Source organism: Nocardia sp. NPDC004573, from assembly GCF_053602135.1.
This window is the reverse complement of the sequence record NZ_JBSGDA010000001.1, coordinates 99,750-118,250: the sequence shown is the minus strand read 5'-3', so window position 1 is coordinate 118,250 and position 18,501 is coordinate 99,750. Positions and strand designations below refer to the sequence as shown.

Annotated in this window: 19 protein-coding genes; 12 read left to right on the top strand and 7 right to left on the bottom strand. The window is 70.0% G+C overall.

Annotated elements, in window-relative coordinates; all coding sequences use genetic code 11:
• Positions 1-50: 50 nt before the first annotated feature.
• Complete coding sequence (locus ACWEKR_RS00555) at positions 51-929, bottom strand: DoxX family protein (protein ID WP_452352654.1); 879 nt, start codon at positions 927-929, stop codon at positions 51-53.
• Between the two features lie 117 nt (positions 930-1,046).
• On the opposite strand from ACWEKR_RS00555, the gene ACWEKR_RS00550 reads away from it, so the two are divergent.
• On the top strand, positions 1,047-2,153 hold the full coding sequence (locus tag ACWEKR_RS00550) for a PQQ-dependent sugar dehydrogenase (RefSeq protein WP_452352653.1): 1,107 nt from the start codon (positions 1,047-1,049) through the stop codon (positions 2,151-2,153).
• A gap of 311 nt (positions 2,154-2,464) precedes the next feature.
• Here ACWEKR_RS00550 and ACWEKR_RS00545 read toward each other — a convergent pair whose 3' ends face one another.
• On the bottom strand, positions 2,465-3,352 hold the full coding sequence (locus ACWEKR_RS00545) for a LysR family transcriptional regulator (RefSeq protein WP_452352652.1): 888 nt from the start codon (positions 3,350-3,352) through the stop codon (positions 2,465-2,467).
• 79 nt (positions 3,353-3,431) lie between these two features.
• Between ACWEKR_RS00545 and ACWEKR_RS00540 the strand changes: the two genes are divergently transcribed.
• The 3 genes from ACWEKR_RS00540 (at position 3,432) to ACWEKR_RS00530 (ending at position 6,043) form a co-directional block, all read left to right on the top strand.
• Positions 3,432-4,373 (top strand): EamA family transporter, encoded by a 942-nt coding sequence (locus ACWEKR_RS00540; protein ID WP_452352651.1) that lies wholly within the window; start codon positions 3,432-3,434, stop codon positions 4,371-4,373.
• Complete coding sequence (locus ACWEKR_RS00535; protein WP_452352650.1) at positions 4,370-5,002, top strand: NAD(P)-dependent oxidoreductase; 633 nt, start codon at positions 4,370-4,372, stop codon at positions 5,000-5,002. Before ACWEKR_RS00540 ends, ACWEKR_RS00535 begins: the two co-directional genes overlap by 4 nt.
• A gap of 99 nt (positions 5,003-5,101) precedes the next feature.
• Complete coding sequence (locus ACWEKR_RS00530) at positions 5,102-6,043, top strand: SMP-30/gluconolactonase/LRE family protein (protein WP_452352649.1); 942 nt, start codon at positions 5,102-5,104, stop codon at positions 6,041-6,043.
• 4 nt (positions 6,044-6,047) lie between these two features.
• Here the strand turns inward: ACWEKR_RS00530 and gatB are convergent, their stop codons facing one another.
• The 5 genes from gatB to ACWEKR_RS00505 all read right to left on the bottom strand — a co-directional run bounded on the left by gatB (position 6,048) and on the right by ACWEKR_RS00505 (position 11,884).
• Positions 6,048-7,553 carry an Asp-tRNA(Asn)/Glu-tRNA(Gln) amidotransferase subunit GatB gene (gene gatB, locus ACWEKR_RS00525; protein ID WP_452352648.1) on the bottom strand — a complete coding sequence of 502 codons (1,506 nt, stop codon included), beginning with the start codon at positions 7,551-7,553 and terminating at the stop codon, positions 6,048-6,050.
• Between the two features lie 64 nt (positions 7,554-7,617).
• Positions 7,618-8,994: an alpha/beta hydrolase family protein gene (locus tag ACWEKR_RS00520; RefSeq protein ID WP_452352647.1), complete on the bottom strand. Its 1,377-nt coding sequence runs from the start codon at positions 8,992-8,994 to the stop codon at positions 7,618-7,620.
• Positions 8,995-9,031: 37 nt separating this feature from the next.
• A complete protein-coding gene (locus ACWEKR_RS00515; protein ID WP_452352646.1) occupies positions 9,032-9,475 on the bottom strand; it encodes a hypothetical protein in 444 nt (147 codons plus the stop codon).
• A 323-nt stretch (positions 9,476-9,798) separates the two neighbouring features.
• A complete protein-coding gene (locus tag ACWEKR_RS00510) occupies positions 9,799-10,833 on the bottom strand; it encodes an ATP-dependent 6-phosphofructokinase (protein WP_159838561.1) in 1,035 nt (344 codons plus the stop codon).
• Positions 10,834-10,915: 82 nt separating this feature from the next.
• Positions 10,916-11,884 (bottom strand): hypothetical protein, encoded by a 969-nt coding sequence (locus ACWEKR_RS00505; protein WP_452352645.1) that lies wholly within the window; start codon positions 11,882-11,884, stop codon positions 10,916-10,918.
• On the opposite strand from ACWEKR_RS00505, the gene ACWEKR_RS00500 reads away from it, so the two are divergent.
• The 8 genes from ACWEKR_RS00500 (at position 11,883) to ACWEKR_RS00465 (ending at position 18,231) form a co-directional block, all read left to right on the top strand.
• Positions 11,883-12,032 (top strand): hypothetical protein, encoded by a 150-nt coding sequence (locus ACWEKR_RS00500; protein WP_159838559.1) that lies wholly within the window; start codon positions 11,883-11,885, stop codon positions 12,030-12,032. The genes ACWEKR_RS00505 and ACWEKR_RS00500 overlap by 2 nt on opposite strands.
• 526 nt (positions 12,033-12,558) lie before the next feature.
• Positions 12,559-13,689, top strand: a complete 1,131-nt coding sequence (locus ACWEKR_RS00495) for a Gfo/Idh/MocA family protein (RefSeq protein WP_452352644.1) — start codon at positions 12,559-12,561, stop codon at positions 13,687-13,689.
• 143 nt (positions 13,690-13,832) lie between these two features.
• A complete protein-coding gene (locus tag ACWEKR_RS00490) occupies positions 13,833-14,414 on the top strand; it encodes a TetR/AcrR family transcriptional regulator (RefSeq protein ID WP_195086169.1) in 582 nt (193 codons plus the stop codon).
• A 35-nt stretch (positions 14,415-14,449) separates the two neighbouring features.
• The gene (locus ACWEKR_RS00485; protein ID WP_195086171.1) at positions 14,450-14,773 is read left to right on the top strand and encodes an ArsR/SmtB family transcription factor; all 324 of its coding nucleotides are present in this window, start codon (positions 14,450-14,452) and stop codon (positions 14,771-14,773) included.
• Entirely contained in the window at positions 14,770-15,726 is a 957-nt protein-coding gene (locus ACWEKR_RS00480) for an SRPBCC family protein (RefSeq protein WP_452352643.1), read from the top strand. Before ACWEKR_RS00485 ends, ACWEKR_RS00480 begins: the two co-directional genes overlap by 4 nt.
• A 249-nt stretch (positions 15,727-15,975) precedes the next feature.
• Positions 15,976-17,154, top strand: a complete 1,179-nt coding sequence (locus tag ACWEKR_RS00475) for a cytochrome P450 (RefSeq protein ID WP_452352642.1) — start codon at positions 15,976-15,978, stop codon at positions 17,152-17,154.
• A gap of 133 nt (positions 17,155-17,287) precedes the next feature.
• Positions 17,288-17,836: a cysteine dioxygenase gene (locus tag ACWEKR_RS00470; RefSeq protein WP_195086183.1), complete on the top strand. Its 549-nt coding sequence runs from the start codon at positions 17,288-17,290 to the stop codon at positions 17,834-17,836.
• On the top strand, positions 17,833-18,231 hold the full coding sequence (locus ACWEKR_RS00465; RefSeq protein WP_452352641.1) for a rhodanese-like domain-containing protein: 399 nt from the start codon (positions 17,833-17,835) through the stop codon (positions 18,229-18,231). Before ACWEKR_RS00470 ends, ACWEKR_RS00465 begins: the two co-directional genes overlap by 4 nt.
• Positions 18,232-18,501: the final 270 nt, after the last annotated feature.

The window sequence follows — 18,501 nt, the reverse complement described above, 5'->3', positions numbered from 1 at the left end:
GGTGCGGCGAGCTCCGTCCGATGTCGGCTCCCCGCACAATGTGAGGGAACTCAGTCGAAGGGCCCGATGCCGGTGAGCGGGTTGCCGCCGTGCAGGTACCAGTAGGTTCCTACCGCGGCCGCGATGGCGAGGAGAAGGACCACGAATGAGCCGGCCGCCGGACGGGTGGCCCAACCGCGATTGCGGTCGAAGGACAAGCGCCCCGGACCGGTCAGAATGATGACCGCGGCGACGCCGGCCAGGATGCTCTCCAGTTCCACCGCTCCCGGTCCGGCCTTGTACTGGAAGCCGGGGGCCATGCCCTGCTTCCAGGCCCAGGCGTCCAGGATCACCGCGAGCACCGCGCCCGCGGCCAGCGGGGTGGCCAGCCCGAGGATCAGCAGCGCACCGCCGCCGACCTCGCCCGCGGTGACCAGGATGGCGGACACCGACGGGTGATCCCAGCCGCCGCGCTCCATCATGTCGCGGGTGCCGTCCAGGCCGGGACCGTGGAACCAGCCGGTGAGCTTCTGCAGGCCGTGGTAGAGGAAGGTGGCGCCGACCACCAGGCGCAACAGCAGCAAACCGAGGTCGAGCGTGCCGCGCCGGTAGTCGCCGTTGCGGCGACGCAGGCGCGCGCTGTCGCTCGGCGGGCTGGGAGCGGGCGGGATGCTGGCGTAATCGTAGGTGGACGCCGACTTGTCCCCCGCGACCTTGCCGCGGGCGGTAGTCGGCACGTCCGGATCGAGCCCGAGTTCGTCGTCGGTACGCGGGACGTCCTTGGAAAACTGCGGCCGCTGGGCCGGGTCCACCCGCTCGAATTGCCCGGTCGGCGAGTCGTACGGGCTGGTCACACCCCGACCGGTGGTCGAAACCGCCGACTGCTCGGCCGTGGAGGGAGCGGGGTTCCCGGCCTTGGGATCCGGCGTTTCTTTCGGCTTGTCGGTCACGGCCACTACCCTATGCCGCACCCCGCGACGGCGGGCAAGTACGGCGCGGCGTGTTCGGTGCGCGCAACACCCACCCGGAGGGGGCGCGGGCGACGTTATTTCCGTAACGTCTGGACTATGAGTTTGGTTGTCGTGGGCCGCGTCGCGGCGAGCTTGGCGCTCGGCTCCGTCCTGCTGGTCGGGTGCGCCCGGTTCGACGATTCGGCGTCCAGCCCGTTCACCCCGGAACCGACCCTGCGCGGAGCCAACATCGACCCGAAGAAACCGAGTCAGCCACCCACCTCGACCACCCGGCCCAGCGGCCCCTGCATCGATCCCGACCCGGCGGTGGTGGCCACCTGCCTGGACACCACCGGCGGCCTGGTCACGCTCGCCGACGGCGCGCTGGTCGCCGAGCGCCGGACCGGGCGCATCCTGAAGGTCGTCCCGGAGCAGCCGCCGGTCGAGATCGCCCGGTTGGACGTGGACGGCTCCGGTGACGGCGGCCTCAGCGACATCGCGCTCTCACCGACCTACCGCGAAGACGGGTTGATGTACGCCTACATCACCACCGGCAGCGACAACCGCGTCGTCCGCATCGCCGAAGGCGGCTCCCCCAAGGACGTCCTCACCGGGATCCCGAAGGGGGAGACCGGCAATCACGGCGCGATCGAGTTCGCCGCACCGGACCAGATGCTGGTGCTCACCGGCGACGCGGGCAACCCCGGCGCGGCGGCCTCGGCGGGGTCGCTCGCGGGCAAACTGCTGCGGGTGAACTCACCGGTGCCCGGCCGCACGCCCGCGCCGGAAATCGCCGTTTCCGGCATCGGCACCGCGGGGGACGTGTGCCGGGACGGCAAGGACAGCATCTGGATCACCGACCGCACGCCCGCCGAGGACCGGTTGCAGCGGCTCGGCGGCGACGGCGTGGTCACCACCATGTGGACCTGGCCGGACCGGCCCGGCGTCGCAGGCTGCGCCGCCGCGACCGACGGCGTCGCGATCTCGCTGACCCGCGCGAAGGCCGTCGCCATCGCCGCCGCCGACCCGAATACGCACGCCGTCACCGCGGCCCCTTCCCTGGTGGCGCAGGACCGGTACGGACAGCTCGGTGGCGCGGCAGTCGGCGCCGACGGCACCATCTGGGTGACCACGGTGAACAAGACCGACGGCCAGCCGGGACCGTTCGACGACCGCGTCGTCCGCATCCCGCCCCCGCAGGCAGGCGGCGGCGGCCCGGACTGAGTTCGGCTGTATTTTCGGCCGCGCGGACGCGGCGCTCTTATGGTTCGCGTCGAGTTGCCGCCGCTGGCGACTGCGTCGCGGACGCGGCGGCCACTCGACGCGAACCGGGCCGCGAACGGCACATGCTCGGTCTCGCTTCGCTCGAAATCGGCGGTCGAGCCGGTGGGGCGCGTGTGGCGGTGACAGCACGATCCGGGGTTTCGGGGTGATCAAGGGGCCAAGAGGCCATTTGTCGCTTGGCAGCGCCGCTGCGGTCTGGCCGCTCATGCTGCGTACGTCGCCTTTGATCGGCCGGAATGCCTGCGGACGCTTCAGGAATAGTCTCGATCCTGGGCCGGGATACCCAGAACGTCGAGGAAGGCGGTCGCCGCGGGTGGGCGGCTGCGGCTCCAGATGACGTATTCGACGCGGGCCGGGGCGTCGGCGACCTCGATGGTGACGACGCCCTCGAGCTGCGGGGCGTAGGCGGAGGGGAGCATGGCCACGGCGAGTCCTGGGCGGACGAGCCGAGCGATGTAGTCCGCGCTGGTCACTTCGAAGGCGACGTCACGGTCGAGACCGGCGGCCGCGAAGGCCTGGTCGGATTGGAGGCGCCCCGCGGTTCCGGCCGGCAGGTCCACGAAGGCCTCATCGGACAGCCTGCGCAGATCGACCGTCGGCGCACCGGCGAGCGGGTGGTCCCGCGCGACCACGGCGACGAGCCGATCGCGCGCGAGTTCGTGGGCGGCGACGCCGCGTGGTCGCGCGGTGACCGGCAAGCCGAGGAAGGCCACGTCGATGGCGCCTTGTACGACGCGTTCGACGAGTTCCTCGCTCGCGCCGACCCGCAGGCTGATGCGCACGTGCGGATATCGCGTGCGGAACTCCCGCAGCGCATCCGGGATATCGACCGCGGCGACGGTGGGGATCAGCCCCACGGCGAGCCGTCCGCGCACCTCGCCGACCGCAGCGGCGACCTCGGCGGCCGCGCGCTCGGCGGCGTCCAGACACTGGCGGGCAGCCGGGAGGAACGCCGCGCCCGCCGCTGTCAGGCGCACCCTGCGGCTGCTGCGCTCGAAGAGTCTCGCGCCCAGTTCCCTTTCCAGGCGGGCGATCTGGTGGCTGAGCGCGGATTGCACGACCAGGCATCGATCGGCGGCCCGGGTGAAGCTGTTCGTCTCGGCGACCGCGAGGACGTAGCGCATTTGTTGGAGCTCCATGGATCAATCGTGTATTGAGATCGATGAAGTGACAAACATGTGTTGGACTCATCAATAGTCGTCGGGCGAGACTTCCTCTGTGAAAAGTTCAGGAACACAGACAATTTCCGGCGGAGACGCGCCGCTCGGAAATCTGTCCCGCACCGTCCTGACGGCGCTCGCGCCCGTGTCCTGGGGGACGACCTATGTCGTCACCACCGAACTCCTTCCACCAGGACACCCACTGTTCGCGGGACTTCTGCGGGCGTTGCCCGCGGGGTTGATCGCGCTGGCGATCACGCGAACACTGCCGCGCGGAGCCTGGTGGGGCAAAGCCGCGGTGCTCGGCGTGCTCAACATCGGGCTGCTGTTCCCCCTGCTTTTCCTGGCCGCCGAACGTCTGCCGGGTGGCGTGGCCGCGACCTTGGCGGCTGCCCAGCCGCTCGTCGTGGCTGTCCTGGCCGTGGCCGTCCTGCGGGAGAGCCCCTCCGCCTGGCGACTCGCGTGGGGCGCGACAGGCGTCCTGGGTGTCGGCCTGGTGGTCATCGGCCCGGACGCGGCCCTCGACTTCGCCGGTGTCGCGGCGGGCATCGCCGCCGCGGCTTCGATGGCGCTGGGACTGACGCTCACGAAGAAGTGGGGACGACCCGCTGGGATCGGTCCCACCGCTTTCGCCGGCTGGCAGCTCACCGCGGGTGGACTGTTCCTGCTGCCCCTCACGTTTCTGCTCGAAGGCTCCCCGCCCGCGATCGACGCGCCCGCTGCGTGGGGCTATCTGTGGCTCGGTCTGATCGGCGGTCTGCTCGCCTACGTCGTCTGGTTCCGCGGCATCGGCGCCTTGCCCGTCACCTCGGTCGCGGTTCTCGTGCTGCTGTCGCCGCTGGTAGCCGCCGTTCTCGGCGCCGTCCTGCTGGGCCAGACCCTCGGCCAGGTGCAGTTGGCGGGCTTCGCGCTCGCGCTCGCCGCCATCGTCGCGGGGCAGCTTCCCGCCCCCACCCGCTCGTGCACCGTCGTATCGACTCCCGAAGGGATACTGAAGTGAAGATCGCCGTCGTCGGAGCCAACGGCATGGTCGGCTCGCGCGTCGTCGACGAAGCCGTGAGCCGCGGCCATGAGATCGTCGCCGTGTTCCGGAGCCGGCCGCCGACCTCCTTGCCGCCCGGGGTCTCCGCTGTCGAGGGCGACGCGAACGACGCCGACCGGATGAGCGCAGTGTTCGACGGCGTCGACGCGATCGTGGTGGCGACCCGCCCGGCCCCCGGGCAAGAACACACCGTCACGGCGACGACGAGGGCCCTGCTGGACGCGGCCCGGACCACTCGCTCACGTGTCCTCGTCGTCGGCGGCGCCGCGCCTCTGCGGGCTTCGGAGCACTCCGATCGACTCGTCCTCGACAGTCCGGAATACGTCCCGGCGGCGATTCGCCCCATCGCCGCCGCAAGCGTCGCGCAGTGGGAGACCTGCCGGACACATCCGGCCGACTCGGTCTATCTCAGCCCGCCCGCCCTGCTCGAGCCCGGCCGGCGGACCGGGAAATATCGGCGCGGCGCCACCACACTGATCGTCAGCGCCGACGGCTCGTCCCGGATCTCGGCCGAGGATCTCGCTGTCGCCGTCCTCGACGAACTCGAAAGCCCGGGCAGGAGCAGGCATTTCACTGTCGGTTATTGAGCGCGGGCATCGGCCGCTTCAGGCTTCCGCGCGCGTCGACAGGCATCGGACAGTTCCGCCGGTGGGGCCGGCGATCGTGACGGCAAAGGAAACGACCCAATGAAGCGAGTCCTCGTGCTCTCGGCCGCGCTCGCCTGTCTCGGCGCTGCGGCCCTGGTGACCATGGAGCGGACCACAGCACACCGTCCGGACCCGCGCACCACGATCGAGCTGCCCGCCGGATTCCAGCCGGAGGGCATCGCGATCGGACCGGGACCGGTGGCCTATTTCGGCTCACGGGCCGACGGCTCCATCTACCGCGCCGACCTGATGACCGGACGAGGCGGCATCCTCGGCCCCGGGCCGGGTACGCCGGCGCTCGGCCTCCGGATCGACCACCGCGCCAGGCTGTTCGTCGCCGGTGGCACCGGAGGCGACGCCCGCGTCGTGGACGCGGACACGGGCACGGTGCTGGTGCGCTACCAGCTCGGTACGCCGCCGGACACTTTCGTCAACGATGTGGTACTCACCCCGACGGGGGCGTGGTTCACCGACTCGCGAGCGCCGGTGCTCTACCACCTGCCCATCGGCGACGACGGGGTGCTGCCGCCACCTCCCGCGGTGGTGCGGCGACCACTGACCGGCGACATCCGCCACGAACCCGGAGCGATCAACGCCAACGGGATCGTGCGCACACCCGACGGCACCGGGTTGATCGTCATGCAGTCGGTGACCGGCCGGTTGTTCCGTGTCGATCCGGCGACGGGCGTGACACGACAGGTCGATCTGGGCGGCGAGACGCTGCCCAACGGCGACGGGCTGCTCTTGCGCGGCCGCACACTGTTCGTCGTCCAGAACCGGTCCAACGCGATCGCCGTGGTCTCGCTCGATCCCGCGGGCACGGCGGGCACCGTCGAACAGCGCGTCACCGACCCGCGCTTCGACGTGCCGACGACCGTCGCGATGTTCGGCGACCGTCTCTATCTCCCGAACGCCCGCTACACCACGCCGCCGGCCCCGGACACGTCCTACGACTCGGTCGCGATCGACCGTCCTCGGTAACGGCTCAGCTGCACGCGGCGAGGACGAGTTCCCGGACACGGGCCGCGTCGGCCTGGCCGCGGGTCGCCTTCATGACGTCACCGACGATCTTGCCCGCCGCCTGCACCTTGCCGGAACGGATCTTGTCGGCGATGTCGGGGTTGGCGGCCAGCGCCTTCTCCACCTCCGCCTGCAGGGCGCTGTCGTCGCTGACCATGCCGAGCCCCTTGGCCTCGACGATCTGCGCCGGATCGCCCGCACCTTCCAGCACGTGATCGACGACCTGCTTGGCCACCTTGTTGTTGATCGTCTTCGCGTCGACCAGCTTGATCACCTCGGCGACCTGGGCCGGGGTGATCGGCAGCTCGTCCAGCGCGACCTCGCGCTCCTTGGCCTTCTCGGTGAGGTAGGCGACCCACCAGGAGCGCGCCTCGTTGGCCGGGGCGCCCGCGTCGACGGTGGCGATGATCAGGTCCAGCGCACCCGCGTTGACCAGGTCGCGCATCACCTCGTCGGACAGGCCCCACTCGGACTGGATGCGCGCGCGGCGCAGCCACGGGTACTCGGGGATGGTGTCGCGCAGTTGCTCCACCCAATCCGCGTCGGGCGCGACGGGCTCGAGGTCCGGCTCGGGGAAGTAGCGGTAGTCCTCGGCGGTCTCCTTGCGGCGGCCGGGCGAGGTGGTGCCGTCGGTCTCGTGGAAGTGCCTGGTCTCCTGCACGATCGTGCCGCCGCCCGCGAGCACCGCGGCCTGCCTGCGCATCTCGAAGCGCACCGCGACCTCGACGCTGCGCAGCGAGTTGACGTTCTTGGTCTCCGTGCGGGTGCCGAACTGCGTTGCGCCGATGGGCATCAGCGAGACGTTCGCGTCACAACGCAGCGAGCCCTGCTCCATCTTCACGTCCGAGACCCCGAGCGACTTCAGCAGATCCCGCAGCGCCGTCACGTACGCCCGCGCCACCTCCGGCGCCCGCTCCCCCGCGCCGGTGATCGGCTTGGTGACGATCTCGATCAGTGGCACACCCGCCCGGTTGTAGTCCAGCAGCGAGTGGCTGGCGCCGTGGATGCGGCCGGTCGCGCCGCCGACGTGCACCGACTTGCCGGTGTCCTCTTCCATGTGCGCGCGCTCGATGTCGACGCGGAAGGTGCTGCCGTCGTCGAGCACCACGTCCAGGTGCCCGTTCGTGGCGATCGGCTCGTCGTACTGGCTGATCTGGTAGTTCTTCGGCTGATCGGGGTAGAAGTAGTTCTTGCGCGCGAACCGGCCCCACGGGGTGATCGAGCAGTTCAGCGCCAAGCCGATCCGGATCGCGGACTCGACGGCCTTCTGATTGACCACCGGGAGCGAACCGGGCAGACCGAGGCACACCGGGCAGACCTGGGTGTTCGGCTCGGCGCCGAACTCGGTCGGGCAACCGCAGAACATCTTGGTCGCGGTGTTCAGCTCGACGTGGACCTCCATGCCGAGCACCGGCTCGAACCGGGCGATGACATCCGAGTAATCCATCAGGTCGACCGTGGGTGCGCTCATGGCCATCAGTTTAGGTAAACGCTCCCGTCGCAGCGCAGCGGCTCTCGCGTCGCGCGGCGCGGCGCTACTTCGCCGGGACCCGCTGCCGCAGCCACCCGGTGACGTAGTCGAGGACCTCGGGCGCGATGGTCGTCTCGATGGTGCTGTACTCGCTGGGACGGCCGGTCTCGGTGGGTTGCATCAGATGGTTGAGACCGGGGAAGACGTGGACGGTCGCGTCGGGGTCGGCGGCGAGCTGGTCGCGCATCGGCTGCTCGCTCTGCGCCGGGGGCACCTGGAGATCTTTGCCGCCGAAGAACGCCAGCACCGGAACGCGCAGCGCCGAGAGGGCGGGCCCTGGATCGTAGGCGACCAGGGCCGCCAGATACGGCGTGATCTGCGCGGCCGCTTGGTCGTCCGGCACGCGCTGGTCGGCGGGCCGGGACTGGTTCTGCCGGACGGCCAGCTGTTTCGCGCCTTGCAGGTCACCCGCCTTGAGCAGGGCGGCCAGTTCGGTGGTGTCGCGTACCTGCGCCTCGATCCGGTCGGGGGGTGCGCCGTTGGCGGCGGCGAGCAGGCGGGTCTGTTCGACGAGCACGTCCGAGCCGGGGACGCCGGGTCCGGCCATCAGGACCGCGAACGCGACGCCGCTGTCCGGGCGCGCGGCGACCAGTGGCGCGAGGTAGCCGCCCTCGCTGTGCCCGAAGAGTCCGACCCGGGCCGGGTCGATGTCGGCGCGGGCGCGCAGGAACCGGACGCCCGCGGCGGCGTCCTCGGCCAGGTCCGTGTAGTTCGCGTCGTCCAGCTTGCCGCCGGTGCCGCCGACGCCACGATCATCGGTGCGCAGCACGGCGTAGCCCGCGCGGGTGAAGGTGTCGGCCAGCAGCAGGAACGGCTTGTGCCCCATGAGGTCCTCGTCGCGGTCCTGGGGTCCGCTTCCGGTGATCATGAGGATGGCGGGGAACGGACCCGAGCCCTGCGGCTCGGTCAGCGTGCCGGCGATGGTGACGTCACCGTTGCGGTAGGTGACGTCCTCGGTCTTGTACGGGAACGGCAGCTCGGGTTCCTGCGGACGGGCGGGGCGTTCGACCTCGCCTCGGCTCAGCGTCAGCCGGAAGTTCTGGCCCGACTGGGTGAAATCGCCGGTGATGCGGTCGCTGCCGGACTCGTATTCACCACGGAACACCGGGTCGCCCGGGATGTCGGGGATCGCGAACGACACGCCGTTGCGGTCGGAGCGGACATCCTTCAGTTGCGTGTCCGTCACGCCCTGCGCGGGGATGTCGATGGTGGCCGTGCCGTCGTCGCGGAACGTCACGCCCACCTGCACCGGTTGACCGGGGACCTCGATGGCGCCGTGCCAATCGCCGATGGTCGGATCGGGCGGATTCGACTCCGAACATCCGGCCACCAACGCCGCGATCACGAACAGAGCCAACGCGATCAGTCGCCCACTGCGCATGCGACTCACAGTACCGACCGCGCGCACCGGCCCCCCGCTATTCCCCGCGCGCGTACCGCACCGCAGCGGCGATGTCCGCCATGTCGAGTTGCAGGCCGGGATTCTGTTCCCGCACCTCTCGGAACTCCAGCAGGGCGTCTTCGACGGTGGTCTGCCGAGCGGTTCGGTTCAGCTCGCGGCGCACATACTGCCCCAGCGGAAGCCCCGCGGAACGAGCGCGGCGGCCGAGGACGCCGAGCGCATCGATGGGCAGGCTGTAGCTCTGCACGAGCGCCACGGCGTCGTCATCGATATCCGGTGCCAGGTCGCGTCCTTCGGATTCCAGGAATTCTACGACCGTGTCGTCCGGTGTACGGCGCCGCGCCAGCGCGATCAGCTCACGCCCGATGTAGTCCGGCAACGACAGCCCCGCCGCGCGCGCCCGTCGGTGCAATACATCGACGGTGGCTTTCGGCAGATCGTTCACGTGGATCTCGGCCATACCGGCCAGGGTAGCCGCCGCGCCGGTACGGACGAACCGAAGCGGTTTCGGTCGCCGGTGCGCCTCCGTTCACGTGTCATCGATCCGGTCTGCGCCGAAGAGCGCGTCGACCTGTGCGCGTTCCTCGGCGGCGGTGCCGATACCTGCCCAGCGAGCGAGCCGTCGCTTCAGCTCGGCAGTCCTCATCGGCTGCTCCGGCGACAACGAGCGCGGTCCGGCCACCGACCGACCCTCGCCAGTGACGGCTGACGGTCTCGACCACGACGCGATGAAGGCATCCGATGCGTCGCGCTCGTCCCGATTCGGGCGCTCCGGCACCGAACTCACCCGAAGAACGCCTCCGCCTCGCGGTAGCGCTCCGTCGGCACGCGCTTGAGCTGTTTGGTGGCCTCCGACAGCGGAACCAGGTCGATGGATGTGCCGTGCAGGGCGACCATCTGGCCGAACTTGCCCGCGTGCACCGCCTCGGCCGCGTGCAGGCCGAAGCGAGTGGCCAGCACCCGGTCGTAGGGGGTGGGGCTGCCGCCGCGCTGCACGTGGCCGAGCACCGTGGTGCGGACCTCTTTGCCGATGCGCCGCTCGATCTCCACGCCGAGCTGCTGCGCGACGCCGGTGAACCGCTCGTGGCCGAACTCGTCGATACCGCCTTCGCGCAAGGTGAACCCGGAGTCCGGCGCCGGGTGCGAGCCCTCGGCGACGACGCAGATGAAGTGCTTGTCACCGCGCTGGAAGCGCCGCTTGATCATGGCGCACACCTCGTCCACCTCGAACGGGACCTCCGGCACCAGGGTCAGGTGCGCGCCCGCCGCCATGCCGGCGCTGATCGCGATCCAGCCCGCATGGCGGCCCATCACCTCGATCAGCATGACGCGCTGGTGCGACTCGGCGGTGGTGTGCAGCCGGTCGATCGCCTCGGTGGCGATGCTCAGCGCCGTGTCGTGGCCGAAAGTGACGTCGGTGCAATCGATGTCGTTGTCGATGGTCTTCGGAACGCCGACTACCGGCACGCCCTCGTCGGAGAGCCAGCTCGCGGCGGTGAGGGTGCCCTCGCCCCCGATCGGGATCAGCGCTTCGATGCCGTTGTCGTCCAGGGTCTGCTTGATCCGGCCCAGCCCTGCGCGCAGCACGTCCGGGTTGGTACGGGCGGTGCCGAGGATGGTGCCGCCCTTGGTGAGGATGCGGTCGGTGCGGTCGTCGTTGCGGATCTGGATCTTTCGGTCCTCCAATAGGCCGCGCCAGCCGTCCTCGAAGCCGACGATCGCGTCTCCATAACGGCCGTTCGCGGTGCGAACGACGGCGCGGATGACCGCGTTCAGTCCTGGGCAGTCTCCGCCTCCGGTCAGAACTCCGATGCGCATGGCCGCTATCTTGCCCTTCATGTCCGATCTCGGCAGCCCCGCCCCCGTGAACGGCGTGTAACACCGACCTGGACAAATGACCTCATGCGGCCGGGCAGCGCCCCCCGGACAGTTCGTCGAGATGCTCGGAGACGACCGTGGCGAGTTTGTCCAGGACACCCATGCCGTCGCTGAACGATCCCGACTCCGGCTGCACGGCGATCGCGATCGCGATCTGTCCCGAGGGGACGTTGATGACCCCGAACTGCCGGACCAGGTAGTTGCCCGAGACGTCGGGCCCCCAGCCGCCCTTGAATTCGGCGCCGCCGAACTCGCCGAGACCCCAGCGCTGGCTGGCGATGACCTGTTCCATCAACGAGGTCACGCGATCGGTCTGCGGCAGGCAGGGCAACCGCGAGGCGAACCGCACCTGATCGACCAGCGACCACTCCGCCTGCCCGAACGCCGAGTGCTCGGAACGGGTGCGGGCGGCGGGCACGACGGTCTTGGTGTCCCCGCCTTCGCGCAGGACCGCCTGGACGGCCTGCGCTGCCTCCTGCGGCGTGCCCAGCGACTGCCAGAGCACGTCGGCGGCGGCGTTGTCGGACTGGGTGATCGCCGCCGACGCGGCGTAGCTCGAGCTGCCCGGACTGCGCCGCAGCGCGGCGATGGTGAGCGGCACCTTCATCGTCGACCAGGCCGGGCCGCTGGTCCATTCACCGAAGGTGACCGCCTGCTCGCCGCCGATCGGCATGATGGCCATGCCGAGCTTCCCCCGCACGCCCGCTGCGAGCTCGGCGTAGCTCGCGGCCAGGGTGCCCGGCACGATGAGGGACAGGCCCTTCTGGTCGGTGCGCGCCGCGGCCTCGGTGATGCTCGGTTCGCTCGATGCCGAGTCCTCGCTGCGGTCGGTTGCGCACCCGGCCACCAGCGATACGGCGAGCGCCGCACAGCCCAGGACGTTTCGAATTCTGCGGAATCGCCGACCGCCCGCCGCGGCGACTGGGGCGCGGCCTCGGGTCGGCTGACTCTTGTCTCCCCGCCAAGTGACGACGGCGCGGTCAACAAGCATGGACACCTCCACCTACCCGCCCGATGTCGCCGAGCGGCCGGGATCGGAACCGGCGCTGGTGGCCGGCCTCACCCGAGAACTGCTTCTCGTTATCCCGGAGAACGTACTAGATGTTTCGATTACGCCCCAGTTCACCGAAAACACCTGACCGCCACAGCCGGTGCCGGACAGCGCGCCGGACATCGGTAACGCTCAATAGCATTGAAGTATCACAGCAGGACTGGTCCGGTTCTCCGAAGCCCGCCGGCACGGTCCGGCCTCCGGTGCACACGTCTGGCGGGCTTCACGGCGCTTTCCCTCCGCTTCGACCGCGACCGCTTCGGGACGCACGGAATAAGTCGCTTCGACCGGAGGACGGGGACGACCGGCGCCAGACGGCCCCGGCCGGATCGAGTCCGCCGCGGCATCCACCCCCACGGCCGGACGCCGACTCGGCGTGACAGCTGCGCCGCGCAGTGGCCCCCGGCGCGGCGTTCTCAGACCGGGATCGGCCGGACCACGGGGCGCTCCCGCACCGATCCGATCACCGCGCGCCGGTTTCGCAATCCCTCGGCAATCCCCGAGCCCGCTCGACCTGGCCGCGAGTTTCTTACCTATCGGTACATATCCGGTTGCGTCCCGTCGCGAGCGGAGCTTTAGTTTACTACCAAACGGTACAGAACTAGGAGTCTTCCATGACCGCTCGCAGCACCACCCCGCTCGGCGTCGGCATCGTCGGCGCGAATCCCGCAGGCAGCTGGGCCGCCGCGACCCATCTGCCCGCACTGGCCGAACTGCCGGAGTTCCGCGTGACAGCGGTGGCGACGACCAACCGCGCATCGGCCGCCGCCGCGGCCGAAGCCACCGGCGCCCGGCACGCGTTCACCGACGCGGCGGAACTGGCGGCGCATCCGGAGGTGGACCTGGTCGCGGTCGCGGTCAAGTCATCGGGGCACGCGGCGGTGGTGCGCGCGGCACTCGCGGCGGGCAAGCACGTCGTCTGCGAGTGGCCGATGGGCGCGAGCGTGGCCGAGAGCGCCGAACTCACCGCCGCGGCGGTGGCCGCAGACGTGGTGCACGCGGTGGTCCTGCAGGGCCACCACTCGCCGTCGGTGAACTTCGTCAAGGACCTGCTCGCGGCGGGCCGGGTCGGCGCGGTATCCGCGATCACCCTGGTCGCGGCCGGAGATCCGTTCGGCGGCAGCATGATTCGCCCCGAACTCGCCTGGAGCGTCGATCCCGGCAAAGGCACCGGCTTGCTGACCATCATGGCCGGGCACGCGCTCGCGACGCTCGAGCACTTGGCAGGCGAACTCACCGAAGTGTCCGCCGTCTTCGCCACACTGCACCATGAGCTGACCGTACTCGGGACCGGTCGCACGGTCCCGAATTCACAGCCCGGGCAACTGGCCGTGGCAGGCCGCCTGGCAGACGGCGGCATCGTCGCCGTGACCGTGCACGGAGGACATGCGGACGCGCCGCACGGATTCACGCTCTACATTCGCGGCGCGGAAGGAATGCTGACCATCACTCCGGTCCAGTCCGGGATGTATCCACACTGGGCCGATTGGCGCATCGAACTGCGCGACAACAAGGGAGCCGTCAGCGAACTCCGGGTTCCAGACCACTATCGCCTGCTCCCGTCCGCACTGCCCGCAGGCCCCGTCGCCCACGTCGCGGGCGTCTACCGCGAGACCGCCACCGCTATCGCCGAGGGCCGGACGGCCCACCCCGACTTCACCGTCGGCCTGCGCCAGCGCCGCTTGCTCGACGCGGTCGCCGCGGCGGCGGAAACCGGCGTGCGCCGCGAGGTCACCGCGCTGTGAGGCCGGAGCGCGCAGCCGGTTCGAGCCGCCCGGCGGACGCGACACCCGCGACGACCGCATTACGTACCGACCGGTAGCAAACTTCCGACCAGATACCCCGCGGCCGGTAAAGTACCGACAGGTCAGAGACGCGGGAGGTGCGCATGCCGGGAGGCAGACCCCGAAGCTTCGACATCGACAGCGCTCTGGATCGAGCGCTGGAGGTGTTCTGGCGCTACGGCTACGAAGGCGCAGCGCTGTCCGATCTCACCGCGGCGATGGGCATCAACCGTCCCAGCTTGTACGCCGCCTTCGGCAGTAAAGCCGAATTGTTCCATCGCGCGTTGGAACGCTATGCCGACGGACCCGGCCACTATGTCACCGAGGCCATGGCACTCCCCACCGCCCGAGCGGTAGCCGTCGCCTTCCTCAACGGCGCGATCGAGCTCACCACCGGGCACGACAGCCCCGGCTGCCTGTCGGTGCGCAGCGTGCAGGCCTGCGGACCCGAGGCCGAACACAGCCGCGAGAGCGCGCTCGCGCTCCGCCTCGCGGCCGAGACCGCGCTGCGACGACGCTTGGAGCTGGCCCGCGCGGACGGCGACCTGCCACCGGACAGCAAACCGGCGGACCTCGCCCGCTACCTCCTGACGATCTCCGACGGGATCGCGGTCCAGGCGGCCGCGGGGGCGAAACCGTCGCACCTGCGCCGCACCGTGGACCTCGCACTGCGATCGTGGCCCTGAGTGCTTTTATATTCCATGTGAGCTATATTGCCGATATGGCATCTACGTTCGAGGCGCTGGCCGAGCCACGCCGCCGGGAGATCCTGGACCTGCTGCGCGAGCGGGAGCGGCTGGTCGGCGACCTGGTCGCGCAGCTGCGGCTGGCCCAGCCGACGGTGTCCAAGCACCTGAAAGTCCTGCGCGGCGCGGGTCTGGTCGACGTGCGCCAGGACGCGCAGCGGCGCTGGTACCGGTTGCGACCGGAACCACTGGCCGAGATCGAGGCCTGGCTCGCGCCGTACCGGCGGATGTGGGACACGAGCCTCGACGCCCTGGAACGTCACCTCGATGCCATGCCCGACGAGAAAGGACAACCATGAGCGAGCCCCGAGCACAACTGCGCACCATCGACGGCGCCCCAACCCTGCGGTTCGAACGCAGGCTGGCGCATTCCCCGGAGAAGGTGTGGCGCGCGATCAGCGACCCGGCAGAGATGGCCGCCTGGTTCCCGGCCGCGGTGACGACCGAACCGCGGCCCGGCGCGGCGATGCGCTTCACCTTCGCCGACGCACCCGAGACGACCGAAAGCATCTCTTGCGGCGAGGTACTCGAATTCGACCCGCCCAAGGTCTACATGTTCCGGTGGAACGAGGACGTGCTGCGATTCGAGCTCGTGCCCGACGGGGACGGGACGTTGTTGGTCTTCACCCACGTCCTCGGCGGCGGACCGCTCGGACGGCTCGGCGCCGCTAGGTCGGCGGTCGGGTGGGACCGCTGCCTGACGGCGCTCACGGACCTGCTCGGCGACAGCCACACCGAGCCCGACACGACATGGCTCGCCGATATCGAGCGCTATATCGAGGAGTTCGGGCTCGATACGGGCGACTGCGAGCAGGTCGGCGGTGGCTACGTGGTGCGGTTCGCGCGAGACCTGGTGTGGCAGCCCGTTGATTCGGTGTGGTCTCTGCTCGTCGAGGACGAGACTCCGTCCGTGGGCGCCCGGCCACCTGTCCGGTCGACCAATCAGCATGTCGAGGCGGGTGAACTCGTCGAGGTCGAGCCGCCCCGAACGTTGGCGTACGAGTGGCGGCACGACGGCGCCGTCGCGGGCACGGTCCGCTGGACCTTCGAGGCGGATCCCGACCTCGGCGTCCGAGTGGAACTCACCCAGACCCTGCCGGAGGAACTGGCTCGGCTACGTCCGGAGCTGCTGGCCGCCTGGCACGTCCAGCTGGAACTCTTCTTCGCCGCTACCCGCGGCGACATCCGCTGCCCCTGGCCCGCCGATCGCGTGGCCGCGCTGGCCGAACGGTACGGGGCGGCACTCGGGTGAATCGCTCTGTGCCACTGCGGCTCAAACGCACCCGCCACCGGGTTCCGACTGCTTACGATCCCGTAGCACATCGCGAAACATGCACCTGACCGGCGCGTACCCGATCCACTTGCCCGCACGCGTCGGCGAAGAGCCTTCCTTCTGGAGTCATGCCCTTTGTCCACGCCACAGTCCTCGCAAACCACTTCCGAAAGCCAGAAAGGCTGCCCGGTCCACCATGGTTCACCGCTCGACGCCGACGGACCGCGGGTGGCGTTGTACACCGAGGAATTCGCCGCCGACCCGCATCGCGCCTACCGGGAGATGCGCCGCCGGTACGGTTCGCTCGTCCCGATCGACCTGGCGCCGAATGTCCCCGCCACCTTGGTGATCGGCTATTACACGGCGTTGCGCATCCTCAACGATCCCGTGCATTTCCCCGCCGACCCGCGGACCTGGCAGCAGGGCATCCCCGCCGGCTGCCCGATCCTGCCGATGATGGAGTGGCGGCCGAACGCCCTGCGCAGCACCGGTTTCGAGCACGAGCGCTATCGCAAGGTGAACGTCGCGAGCATCGGCGAGGTCGACCTGCACGCGTTGCACACGACGACCGAGCAGGTGGCGGGCCCGCTGATCAACGCCTTCTGCCAGGACGGCGCGGCGGATCTGATCAGCCAGTACGCGTTCCCGCTCACGTTCGCGGTGCTCAACGAGATGCTCGGCTGCCCGCCGGAGATCGGGCAGCAGGTGGCGATGGGCATGGCCGCCATCTTCGAGGGCGTCAACGCCGACAAGGGCAACGCGATGCTCGCCGACGCGTTGTTCGACCTGGTGCAGCGGAAGCGACGGAATCCGGGTGACGACATCACGTCGCGACTGCTGCGGCACCCCGCCGCCCTCGACGACCAAGAGATGATCCACCAGCTGGTCACCCTGTACGGGGCGGGAATCGAACCGCAGCAGAACCTGATCGCCAACACCTTGCGCTTGATGCTCACCGACCGCCGGTACGCGGGCGGGATCTTCGGCGGCAGCCTGTCCACCCGCGACGCGCTCGACGAGGTGCTGTTCGACGACCCGCCCGGAGCCAACTACTGCTTCAGTTACCCCAAGCAACCCATCCTGATCGACGACGTGTGGCTGCCCGCGCACCAGCCGGTCGTCATCAGCATGGCCGGGTGCAATCACGACCCGGCGATCAACACCGGCGAGCACACCGACAACCGCGCGCACCTCGCGTGGGGAGCCGGACCGCACGCCTGCCCCGCCAGATCGATGGCTTACCTGATCGCGCAGGACGCCATCGACCAGCTGCTCGACGCGCTACCCGAGATACAGCTCGCGGTTGCGGTGGAAGAGCTGCTGTGGCGACCGGGTCCGTTCCACCGCGCCCTGGTGTCGTTGCCCGTCGTCTTCCCGGAGACGCCACCCTTGCCCGCGTTCGGGTAGGGCGAGTCCGCTGGACGGCGAACGATCGAATTTTGTTCGCGCTGATCGAGATCAGTGGCAATCGGCTCCCGATGGAGGAGGATCCACGCGGCGCAGCCGCGAGCGCTCATCCGACCGACCGTCAGGAGCACATGTGACCACTTCCCTTCCGGTGAACCTCAAGCACGCGAGCGATATCCATCCCGACATCGATGTGCCGCTGGTTCGAGACGCCATCCATCCGGAGCGGGCGCTGTGGTCGGCTTCGCAACTACACCGGCTGACCAGCCTGGTGGCCGCCGAGTTGGCGACGCCGCTGCTGGACATCGTGCGCTTCGACGCCGAGCAGCGCTGGTGGAAGCGCTTGGCTCTGACCATGGGCGTCGAGCTGTGGCTGCTGTCCTGGGCGCCGGGGCAGGGCACCGAACCGCACGACCACGGCGGCGCGTCCGGCGCGTTCACGATGACCGTGGGCGAACTCAGCGAGGAATACCTGCACCCCGGAGGGACGGTGCGGAAGGCGGAACGACGGGCAGGCGACACGGTCGGATTCGGCCCGGATCGCGCGCACCAGCTGCGCAACGACAAGCCGTGGCCCGCCGCGTCCGTGCACGCCTACTCCCCCCCGCTGCGGCCGGTCCGGGAATACCGTACGCTGACGGACTTCGCAGGGACATCGGCGAGCGGAGTGAGTGCACGATGAGTACAGGCGCCGAGGACATGGTCGCGCAGGCGAGGGCGCAGCTGGATCGGGTGGCGCCGGAACAGGCGGCCGCGATGCAGTCCGAGGGAGGACTGATCGTAGACATCCGGCCGCACGCGAACCGGAGCGCCGAAGGCGAGATACCGGGTGCGATCGTGGTCGAACGGATCGTCCTGGAGTGGCGACTGGATCCGAACGGCGAACACCGGCTGCCGGGCATCACGCCCGACACGCCCGTGGTGATCGTCTGCAACGAGGGCTACGCCTCCAGTCTCGCGGCCGCCGACGGGCTGCGGCTCGGGCTGCGCCGGGTGACCGATCTCGCCGGCGGGTTCCGGGCGTGGAAGGCGGCGGGCTTGCCGGTGGCGCCGGGCGGAACCCCGGCCGTGCCCTGACCGGCGCCCCGGCGACGAAGCCGCGTCGCCGAACCCGTCAGTAGACGTACACGACCGCGTTCTCGCCGCCGATGCAGGTGACGAGCGGCCCTTCGGGCCGGCAATTCATGGTGTAGGTGCGGCCGGTGACCGGGCTCGTCGCGACGACCGTGCGCGGTGCGTCGCGGGTGGCGTTCTGCGCCGAACCGAGTGCGGCATAGGCCTGGCGCACCTCTTCGGCGAACGCGCAGCTCGTCACGGCGGTGCCGGTCGCCGACTGGGTGAACGTCC

Bases quoted from the DNA above. Each gene is read 5' to 3' on its own strand.
- ACWEKR_RS00550 (WP_452352653.1), top strand. From the start codon at position 1,047: ATGAGTTTGGTTGTCGTGGGCCGCGTCGCGGCGAGCTTGGCGCTCGGC.
- ACWEKR_RS00545 (WP_452352652.1), bottom strand. From the start codon at position 3,352: ATGGAGCTCCAACAAATGCGCTACGTCCTCGCGGTCGCCGAGACGAAC.
- ACWEKR_RS00530 (WP_452352649.1), top strand. From the start codon at position 5,102: ATGAAGCGAGTCCTCGTGCTCTCGGCCGCGCTCGCCTGTCTCGGCGCT.
- gatB (WP_452352648.1), bottom strand. From the start codon at position 7,553: ATGAGCGCACCCACGGTCGACCTGATGGATTACTCGGATGTCATCGCC.
- ACWEKR_RS00520 (WP_452352647.1), bottom strand. From the start codon at position 8,994: ATGCGCAGTGGGCGACTGATCGCGTTGGCTCTGTTCGTGATCGCGGCG.
- ACWEKR_RS00515 (WP_452352646.1), bottom strand. From the start codon at position 9,475: ATGGCCGAGATCCACGTGAACGATCTGCCGAAAGCCACCGTCGATGTA.
- ACWEKR_RS00510 (WP_159838561.1), bottom strand. From the start codon at position 10,833: ATGCGCATCGGAGTTCTGACCGGAGGCGGAGACTGCCCAGGACTGAAC.
- ACWEKR_RS00500 (WP_159838559.1), top strand. From the start codon at position 11,883: ATGGACACCTCCACCTACCCGCCCGATGTCGCCGAGCGGCCGGGATCG.
- ACWEKR_RS00505 (WP_452352645.1), bottom strand. From the start codon at position 11,884: ATGCTTGTTGACCGCGCCGTCGTCACTTGGCGGGGAGACAAGAGTCAG.
- ACWEKR_RS00495 (WP_452352644.1), top strand. From the start codon at position 12,559: ATGACCGCTCGCAGCACCACCCCGCTCGGCGTCGGCATCGTCGGCGCG.
- ACWEKR_RS00490 (WP_195086169.1), top strand. From the start codon at position 13,833: ATGCCGGGAGGCAGACCCCGAAGCTTCGACATCGACAGCGCTCTGGAT.
- ACWEKR_RS00485 (WP_195086171.1), top strand. From the start codon at position 14,450: ATGGCATCTACGTTCGAGGCGCTGGCCGAGCCACGCCGCCGGGAGATC.
- ACWEKR_RS00480 (WP_452352643.1), top strand. From the start codon at position 14,770: ATGAGCGAGCCCCGAGCACAACTGCGCACCATCGACGGCGCCCCAACC.
- ACWEKR_RS00465 (WP_452352641.1), top strand. From the start codon at position 17,833: ATGAGTACAGGCGCCGAGGACATGGTCGCGCAGGCGAGGGCGCAGCTG.